At 71.6% G+C, this 8,393-nt stretch carries 5 protein-coding genes and 1 pseudogene; 2 read left to right on the top strand and 4 right to left on the bottom strand.

Annotated elements, in window-relative coordinates; translation table 11 throughout:
* Positions 1–1,144 (bottom strand): annotated as a pseudogene (locus AOK01_RS35625) (tetratricopeptide repeat protein); the annotation flags it as partial.
* On the bottom strand, positions 1,144–2,988 hold the full coding sequence (locus tag AOK01_RS35620) for an HSP90 family protein (protein WP_055519051.1): 1,845 nt from the start codon (positions 2,986–2,988) through the stop codon (positions 1,144–1,146). The gene AOK01_RS35620 and the pseudogene AOK01_RS35625, both read right to left, overlap by 1 nt.
* A 164-nt stretch (positions 2,989–3,152) precedes the next feature.
* Here AOK01_RS35620 and recG point away from each other — a divergent pair, with 164 nt between their 5' ends.
* Positions 3,153–5,381, top strand: coding sequence for an ATP-dependent DNA helicase RecG (gene recG / locus AOK01_RS35615; RefSeq protein WP_055519049.1), 2,229 nt, complete (start codon positions 3,153–3,155; stop codon positions 5,379–5,381).
* 226 nt (positions 5,382–5,607) lie between these two features.
* Here recG and AOK01_RS35610 read toward each other — a convergent pair whose 3' ends face one another.
* Complete coding sequence (locus tag AOK01_RS35610) at positions 5,608–6,021, bottom strand: organic hydroperoxide resistance protein (RefSeq protein WP_055519047.1); 414 nt, start codon at positions 6,019–6,021, stop codon at positions 5,608–5,610.
* Positions 6,022–6,157: 136 nt separating this feature from the next.
* Between AOK01_RS35610 and AOK01_RS35605 the strand changes: the two genes are divergently transcribed.
* On the top strand, positions 6,158–6,661 hold the full coding sequence (locus AOK01_RS35605) for a MarR family winged helix-turn-helix transcriptional regulator (RefSeq protein WP_055519045.1): 504 nt from the start codon (positions 6,158–6,160) through the stop codon (positions 6,659–6,661).
* A gap of 30 nt (positions 6,662–6,691) precedes the next feature.
* Here AOK01_RS35605 and AOK01_RS35600 read toward each other — a convergent pair whose 3' ends face one another.
* A complete protein-coding gene (locus AOK01_RS35600; RefSeq protein WP_055519042.1) occupies positions 6,692–8,266 on the bottom strand; it encodes a glycosyltransferase family 39 protein in 1,575 nt (524 codons plus the stop codon).
* Positions 8,267–8,393 lie beyond the last annotated feature (127 nt).

The following is an 8,393-nucleotide window of genomic DNA, read 5'->3' as shown; positions in this document are numbered from 1 at the left end:
CACCGACGGCACGCGCCGCGCGTATGCCCAGCGGCAGGCGCTCCACCAGCGGCGGCTGGTCCATGCGCTGCCGGATGCGCTCGCTCACGTACGTCGTGCCGTTGCGCTCGTCGAAGCGACCGGCCAGTGCGAGGGCCTCCACGCGCGCGTGGGCGGCGAGTTCGCCCGCGGTCCAGACGCGGCCGGCCGGCCCCGGCACGGTCCGCGCGCCGAGCCCGAGGGCGGTCAGCCGGTCCGTGAGCAGGGCGACCACGGCCAGGAAGTCCATCCGGCTGCGCGGCTCCCCGCTGTCCGTGAAGTACGCGGGCCGCTCCGCGAGCAGCTCCAGGGCACGCGCCTCGTTGCCGGTGAGGACGCAGAATTCCACATGGTCCGCGTACGCGCCGCGCATGCTTTCCATGGAACGGACGAGCCGGAAACCGCGCAGATGGTGGGCCCGTGCCTCGTCCGGGCGGTCGAGGCGCAGCAGGGGCAGCAGCGAGGACGCGAGGACGGCGTGCGGTTCGTGGGCGCACGTGTACTCGCCCTCCAGGACCGGCCGCCACAGCTCCAGCGCCTCGGCGTCCGCGCCCCGCTCGACCAGCCACCAGCCCTGGTCGTGCAGCTCGCAGGCATGGCAGTCGGCCATGCTGTCGCGGTCCGCGGCCAGCCACGCCGTGTACGCCCGCCCGGCCCGCTCCAGATCCCCGATGGAACGGGCCACCGTGAACTCGGTGCTGCGAACGGCCCGTTCGGAGTGACCGGCGAGCCGGTAGCGGTGCTCCATCTCGCCGAGCCACTTCTCGATGGAGGCGAGCGGAACGTGCGGCTGGCCGACCATGCCGGAGGAGACCCACTTGAAGACCCAGTGCAGCGAGTGGACCTCGTACTCGTCGAAGTCCTCGGGCCGTTCGTCCCACATGCGCAGCAGGCGCGCGAAGGGGACGAACATCCGGTCCTTCTCGGAGCTGTAGTTGTAGACCTTCAGCTGATGGCCGAGCGCCTCGATCACGGCGAGCGGGATGTTCAGCTTCTCGGCCTCGACGAGCAGTTGCTCCGCGCGCGCGTTGCGGGCGGGGCCCTCCGGCTGCTCGTAGTTCTCCTGCATCGCCCGGCGCAGCGCGTCGAAGTCCATATTCATGTCCATGTCCATGGGATGGCTCATCAGTGGCCCTCCTCCGGGGAGTTGCTGTGAGTGGCCCACTCCAGGAGGCCTATGAACGACCGGTTCAGGAGCGCCGAGTCCGCGGGCCGCAGCGGACGCTGCGCCATCAGCAGGGCCTGTCCGTAGAGCGACTCCGTGGCCGTGCCGATCAGGTCCCGGTCGTCGAGCGAACTGATGCGCCGGATCAGCGGGTTGAGATGGTTGAGCACCAGACGCGCGCGCGGGGCGCTGCCGCGCAGCGAGCCGAGGATGCCCGCCCACAGGTCGTCGGCCTGCTCCTCGGCGTCCGCGCGGGCCTGCTCGTGGCGGGCCGACCGGTCGTCCAGGTGCAGCGCCGGCACGGAGAGCGGATGGAAGGCGCGCAGGACGACATCGCACCCCAGGGGGTCGAGTTTCGCCCGCGCGGCTCCCAGGAACGCCGAAAGGGCCAGCTCCTCCGCAGGGTCGACCGCGTCCAGATGCGCGGTCACCGTGTCGGCGTCCAGCTCCGCCACGACCGTCCCCGGCCGCACCGTGGGCAGCGCCTCGACCAGTTCGCTGTCGTACGTGTAGCCGCCGTTGACGACCCCCACGCCCTGGGCGGACGCGATCGGCGCGACCTGGCGGTACTCCTCCACCGTGCGCGTGAAGTGCACCACCGGATGCCGCTGGGCGAATTCCTCAAGGGACAGTCGGCCGTCGGTGGTCTCGAAGGGCAGCCACGGCAGCATCGTGCGCAGCATCTCGCTGTCGTGCCGCGCCAGGGACTTCACCCCCAGGTGGTGCACCGACAGGAAGGCCGCGAGGCGCTCCGGATCACCGGCGGCGAGTCCCGTCAGCCAGGCCCGGATCCGCTCGCCCAGCGCCTCCCTTACGCCGGCCAGGGTCTCGTCCTCGTACAGCGACTCCCGGGACGCGGTGGGCCGCAGGCTGTCCGTGTCCAGGACGCAGCGCACGAAGAACGCCCAGTCGGGCAGCAGCTGTTCGGCCCGTTCGGTGAGCAGCATGCCCTTCAGGTGCACGCGATGTCCGGCGCGCTGGGCGGGGCTGACCGCGGACGGCAGCACGTACGCCACCCCGCGGATGCCGGCCAGCGGCACGTTCAGCTCGATCGAGTCCAGCGGGGTGAACCCGAACAGGGTGTGGCAGTGCCGGGCCAGCGCGACCCTGCGGCCGGCGGGACTTGGGTACGAGCGGTCCCAGGGCGCCGGGAGATCCGTCACCGCCTCGTCGCCCACCCGTACGTCGTACGGCAGCAGCGAACCGAAGTCGCGGGCCAGCGACAGCACCCGCTCCTCGGCCAGCCAGTCGGCGGCGCCGGGGCGGGCCTCCAGGTACACCGTGGTGCCCGGTTCGGCACGGGCCTCGGGCGGCAGCGTACGGACCCGGTACGAGCCGTCGTCGGTCGCCGTCCACTCCACGGGCGGCGCGTCGGGCGTACGGGCGCTGCGGCTGACCACCCGGATGCGCTCGGCGACCACGAAACAGGCGAGCAGGCCGATACCGAACTGGCCGAGGAAGTCGGAACGCGCCGACTCCAGCCCTGCTGCCCCGTCGGCCCGCTTGGAGCTGCGGCCGATGGTCGCGAGGAGGCTGTGCACGTCCGTCTCGGTGAGCCCGATCCCGGAGTCCTCCACACGCAGGGTGCCGCCCTCGGCGAACAGCCGTACCAGGGCAGGCGCGTCCGGCTGCTCGGTGCGCCGGGCGGTGATGGCGTCCACGGCGTTCTGCAGCAGTTCGCGCAGGTAGACCTTGGGACTGGAGTAGAGGTGATGGGAGAGAAGGTCCACGAGGCCGCGCAGGTCGACCTGGAACGTATGAGGTGACGGGGATGCCTGGGATGACTCTGAGGTCTGTGATTCCATCGTCGCTGCGCCGGTGGGGGGACGTGCGACGGCGCGGGGTCGGGCGGTCCCGGAGGAGAGGTGACCGCGAACAGGGCCGGAGCCGGACATCCTAGGCCGCGAACGAGCCGTCTGACCAGCGGATTTCCGAGACATCTAGGGCATTGTCAGTGGTGTGGTGTGCAATGGATCTCGTGCCCGTGCTCGATGAACCACTGAAGAAGACGCTCGGACCCGCCACCGCGAAGGTGATGGCCGAGCATCTCGGCCTGCACACCGTCGGCGACCTGCTGCACCACTATCCGCGCAGGTACGAGGAGCGCGGGCAGCTCACCCACCTCGCCGACCTGCCCATGGACGAGCACGTGACGGTGGTCGCCCAGGTGGCCGACGCCCGCCTGCACACGTTCGCCTCGCCCAAGGCGCCGCGCGGCAAGGGGCAGCGTCTCGAAGTGACCATCACGGACGGCAGCGGCCGGCTCAAGCTGGTCTTCTTCGGCCACGGCGTGCACAAGCCCCACAAGGAGCTCCTGCCCGGCACGCGCGCGCTGTTCGCGGGCAAGGTCTCCGTCTTCAACCACCGCCTCCAGCTGGCCCATCCGGCGTACGAGCTGCTGGGCGGGAAGGACGCCGCAGAGGAGGCCGCCGAGACGGTGGACACCTGGGCCGGCGCGCTGATCCCGCTCTACCCCGCCACCGCCAAGCTGGAGTCCTGGAAGATCGCCAAGGCGGTGCAGACCGTGCTGCCGCACGCCCAGGAGGCCCTCGACCCGCTGCCGGAGCCGCTGCGGGCAGGACGGGGCCTGATCTCCCTGCCCGAGGCCCTCCTGAAGATCCACCGCCCGCACACCAAGGCGGACATCGAGGACGCCCGCTCCCGCCTCAAGTGGGACGAGGCGTTCGTCCTCCAGGTGGCCCTGGCCCGCCGCCGCCACGCCGACGCCCAACTGCCCGCCGTGGCAAGGAGGCCCAAGAAGGACGGCATGCTGTCCGCCTTCGACGCCAAGCTCCCCTTCACCCTCACCGAAGGCCAGCAGAAGGTCACCAAGGAGATCTTCGACGACCTGGCCACGGAACACCCGATGCACCGGCTGCTGCAGGGGGAGGTCGGTTCCGGTAAGACCATGGTGGCCCTGCGCGCCATGCTGACCGTGGTCGACGCGGGCGGGCAGGCGGCCATGCTCGCGCCCACCGAGGTGCTCGCCCAGCAGCACCACCGGTCCATCACCGAGATGATGGGGGAGCTGGCCGAGGGCGGAATGCTCGGCGGGGCCGAGAACTCCACGAAGGTGGTGCTGCTCACCGGCTCCATGGGGGCGGCAGGACGCCGTCAGGCGCTCCTCGACCTGGTCACCGGCGAGGCGGGGCTCGTCATCGGCACGCACGCGCTGATCGAGGACAAGGTGCAGTTCCACGACCTGGGCCTGGTCGTGGTGGACGAACAGCACCGGTTCGGCGTCGAGCAGCGCGACGCCCTGCGCGGCAAGGGCAAGCAGCCGCCGCACCTCCTCGTGATGACCGCCACGCCCATTCCCCGCACGGTCGCCATGACCGTCTTCGGCGACCTGGACACCTCGGTCCTGGACCAGCTCCCCGCCGGACGCTCACCCATCGCCAGCCATGTCGTCCCGGCCGCGGACAAGCCGCATTTCCTCTCGCGCGCGTGGGAGCGCGTGCGGGAGGAGGTGTCCAACGGCCATCAGGCGTACGTGGTCTGCCCCCGCATCGGGGACGAGGACGACGCCCCGAAGAAGTCGAAGAAGAAGCCGTCCCCCGAAGACGCGGCCGAGGCCGAGAAGCGCCCGCCCCTCGCCGTCCTCGAAGTCGCCGACCAGCTCGCCAAAGGCCCGCTCCAGGGCATCGCGGTCGAAGTGCTGCACGGCCGTATGCCGCCGGACGAGAAGGACGCCGTGATGCGCCGCTTCGCCGCAGGGGAGACCCACGTCCTGGTCGCCACGACGGTCATCGAGGTCGGGGTGAACGTGCCGAACGCGACAGCGATGGTGATCATGGACGCCGACCGGTTCGGAGTGTCACAGCTCCATCAGCTGCGCGGCCGCGTCGGCCGTGGCTCCGCCGCGGGACTGTGCCTCCTCGTCACCGAGATGCCGGAGGCGAGCCCGGCCCGGCAGCGGCTGACGGCGGTGGCATCCACGCTCGACGGCTTCGAGCTCTCCCGCCTCGACCTCGAACAGCGACGCGAGGGCGATGTCCTCGGCCAGGCCCAGTCGGGTGCCCGCACCTCGCTGCGGATGCTCGCCGTCATCGAGGACGAGGAGATCATCGCCGAGGCCCGCGAGGAGGCGACCGCGGTGGTCGCCGGCGACCCGGACCTGACCCACCTCCCCGCCCTGCGCACGGCCCTCCAGGCGCTGCTGGACGACGAGAGAGAGCAGTTCCTGGAAAAGGGCTGAGCCCCTCGGGCGCGGGGTCCCCCGGGGGTTCTCGCCCCCGCCGCCCCTACCCTTCCCGTCACTACTCGGGGGCCAGCCCCCGAACCCCCGCTCCTCAAACGCCGGAGGGGCTGACATACCAGCCCGTCCGGCGTCTGAGGACGAGGCCGTTCAGGCCGACAGCGGGGGTCTGGGGGCGCAGCCCCCAGAAAGGACGGGAAGGGTAGGGGCGGCGGGGGCGAAAGACCTACTCGACGACGAGCTCGACCGGGATGTTCCCGCGGGTCGCGTTCGAGTAGGGGCACACCTGATGCGCCTGCTCGACCAGCTTGCGCCCGGTCGCCGCGTCGACCGACTCAGGCAGCTCCACCCGAAGGGTGACCGCGAGCGCGAACCCCTCCCCCTGCTTGCCGATCCCCACCTCCGCGGTCACCGCGGCGTCACTGACGTCGACCTTCGCCGCACGCCCCACCAGGGCGAGCGCGCTGGCGAAACAGGCCGAGTAACCGGCGGCGAAGAGCTGCTCCGGGTTCGTGCCCTGACCGTTGCCGCCCATCTCCGTCGGAATGCCGAGCTGCAGGTCGAGCTGCCCGTCCGAGCTGTAGGCGCGGCCGTCACGGCCGTGGGTGGCGGTGGCGACCGCGGTGTAGAGCGCGTCCATGGAAACCATCCCTCTCAAGATCAAACCAAAACCTGTGGTCGGCGGGGCCCTGGTTCCGGGCCGCCGCACCACGTAAGTACAGCACACAATTAAATTGTGCACAACTGAATGGCGTGGCCGGGGTTACCCTGGACCCATGACCACGACGCCCGCACCCGATTCCGCCATGGAGGGCTTGCGCGAGGAGGACTACCTCCGCCTCGACCAGCAGATCTGCTTCTCCCTGCACGCCGCCTCGCGCGCCTTCGGCGGTCTGTACCGCGTCATCCTCAAGGACCTGGGGCTCACTTACCCCCAGTACCTGGTCATGCTCGTGCTGTGGGAGCACGGCGAGCTGCCCGTGAAGAAGGTCGGCGAGCACCTGCGGCTCGACTCCGGGACGCTGTCGCCCCTGCTGAAGCGGCTGGAGACGGCCGGACTCGTACGGCGTGAGCGCAGCGCCCGGGACGAGCGGTCCGTGCTGGTCGGCCTCACGGACGAGGGCGTGGCCCTGCGCGAGCAGGCGTTGCGCGTGCCGCGCCGGATCTCCGCCGCGACGGGCTTCGACGTGGCCGAGATCCTCGACCTGCGCTCCCGCCTCGACAAGCTCACGGACGCGCTGGACGCGGCGGCCCTGGAGGAGACTCCGGACCACGAGTGACCACGCCGCATCACCGGGCGCGCCTGTGTCTCACGCCGCCGGTGGCGGTCTGCGCACGTACAGCCGCAGAACCGACCCCTTCCGTACGAACTCCGCCCGCGGCACGAACTGCTCGCTCACCACGGCGAGTTTGACCTGCTCGGCCGGCTCCGGCGGATACCGGGCGGGCCTCAGCGCGTACGGCTCGGCGACCACCCACAGGCGGTCGAGTCCGTCGAGTCTGCGGCGCAGTTCGCCGGGGCCGACCTCGCGCCCGTAGAGGGTGCCGGAGACGGGTCCGGGCTCCCGCAACGCGATGTCCCGCACGCCCTGGAAGCCCTTCGGGTACGCCACCGCCGTACGCCTGACGACCGCCGGGAGGAAGAGCACGGGGTCGCCGGGGCTCATCCGCCGGGCGGCCACCGCGGAGAGGGCCGCGAGGTCGTCGGGGCGGCGGGCAGGATTCCGGTCCTCGCGCAGGACGGGGAGCTGCGACACGAAGGCGAGGGCGATGGCGAGCACCCCGAGGAGCGTGGCGACGCCTCGCGCGGCGGCCGGGGAGCGCAGGTGGGCCCCCGCCGCCCCGGCCAGCCGGTCCGCGCCCGCCGCCGCCAGCAGCGGTGCCCCCGCGAGCGCGTACAGCACGTAGCGGTCGTGGAAGAGCGGCCAGTGGCGGGACACCGCGAGAAGGATCGCGGGCGGCACGAGCAGCAACGGGAGGGCGACCGCGGGAAGGGAGAGTTCGCCGCGGCGGGCGAGCGGGGAGCGCAGTGCGAGGGCGATCAGCAGCAGGTACGGGCCGAGGACCAGCCGGGTCGGCCCGGCGAAGGAGCGCAGGAGGTCCTCGACCGTGCCGCTGCCGGGCGGTCCGAGCCAGGCCACCTGGTCCGACTGGCCGCTGGAGACCAGGGCGAGCGGGAGCAGGACGAGGAGTACGGCCCCGGCGGCGCGGGCCCAGTTCCACCACACCCTGCGGGGCATCCGGGCGAGGACCAGGGTGACGGCGTGCGCGAGGAGGAGCAGGACGGCCAACTCGTGGAGCAGGACGGTGACGGTGACGACTCCCCCGTACGCGCACCAGTACCAGTACCGGTGCCGGTGCCGGTGCCGGGCGGGCGCGTGTCGGCCGGGCCCACGCGCGCGTGACCCCCCGTCGCCCCTGGAGGCGTCCGTCGCCCGTACGAGGAGCAGCGTCGCCCCCGTGGCTCCGGCGGCGACCAGGGCGTACGACCGGCCCTCCTGCGCGAAGTGGCCGGCCATGGGCGTCACCGCGTACAGCAGCCCGGCCCACAGGCCGACCCGGGGGCGTGCGAGGCGGGCCCCGAGGGCCCCGACGAGCCCCGCTGTCACGGCGGCCGCGCAGAGCGAGGGCAGACGCAGGGCGACCTCGCCGGAGTGGACGGCGAGTACGGGGTGCATGAGGAGGTAGTAGAGGCCGTGCACCACGTCCACGGAGTGCAGCAGATGCCAGATCTGCGGCAGCGAGCGCCGTGCCACCTGAACGGTGACCGCCTCGTCCCGCCACATCCCACCGCGGTCGATGCCCCAGAGCCCGATCCCGGACATGACGATCGTCGGAACGAGTACGGCGACGAGAGTTGAGGGCTGCGGACGCTTGACGACCATGAGCCATAGCTTGTGCTATTAAGTAACTTTTACGAGCGATTGACTCGTCATCGGACGGTATAGACATCGACGCGGCTTACGATCCTGCGAGTGAAGCCCCGGATGACGCCCCGCCTTCCCCTCTTCC

Origin of the sequence: Streptomyces aurantiacus (genome assembly GCF_001418335.1) — a bacterium.
Lineage (GTDB): Bacteria > Actinomycetota > Actinomycetes > Streptomycetales > Streptomycetaceae > Streptomyces > Streptomyces aurantiacus.
The sequence above is the reverse complement of the archived record's forward strand: the minus strand, read 5'-3'. Positions and strand labels throughout refer to the sequence as shown.

Coding starts and splice junctions, on each gene's coding strand:
- AOK01_RS35620 (WP_055519051.1), bottom strand. CDS start 2,988: ATGGAATCACAGACCTCAGAGTCATCCCAGGCATCCCCGTCACCTCAT.
- recG (WP_055519049.1), top strand. CDS start 3,153: ATGGATCTCGTGCCCGTGCTCGATGAACCACTGAAGAAGACGCTCGGA.
- AOK01_RS35610 (WP_055519047.1), bottom strand. CDS start 6,021: ATGGACGCGCTCTACACCGCGGTCGCCACCGCCACCCACGGCCGTGAC.
- AOK01_RS35605 (WP_055519045.1), top strand. CDS start 6,158: ATGACCACGACGCCCGCACCCGATTCCGCCATGGAGGGCTTGCGCGAG.
- AOK01_RS35600 (WP_055519042.1), bottom strand. CDS start 8,266: ATGGTCGTCAAGCGTCCGCAGCCCTCAACTCTCGTCGCCGTACTCGTT.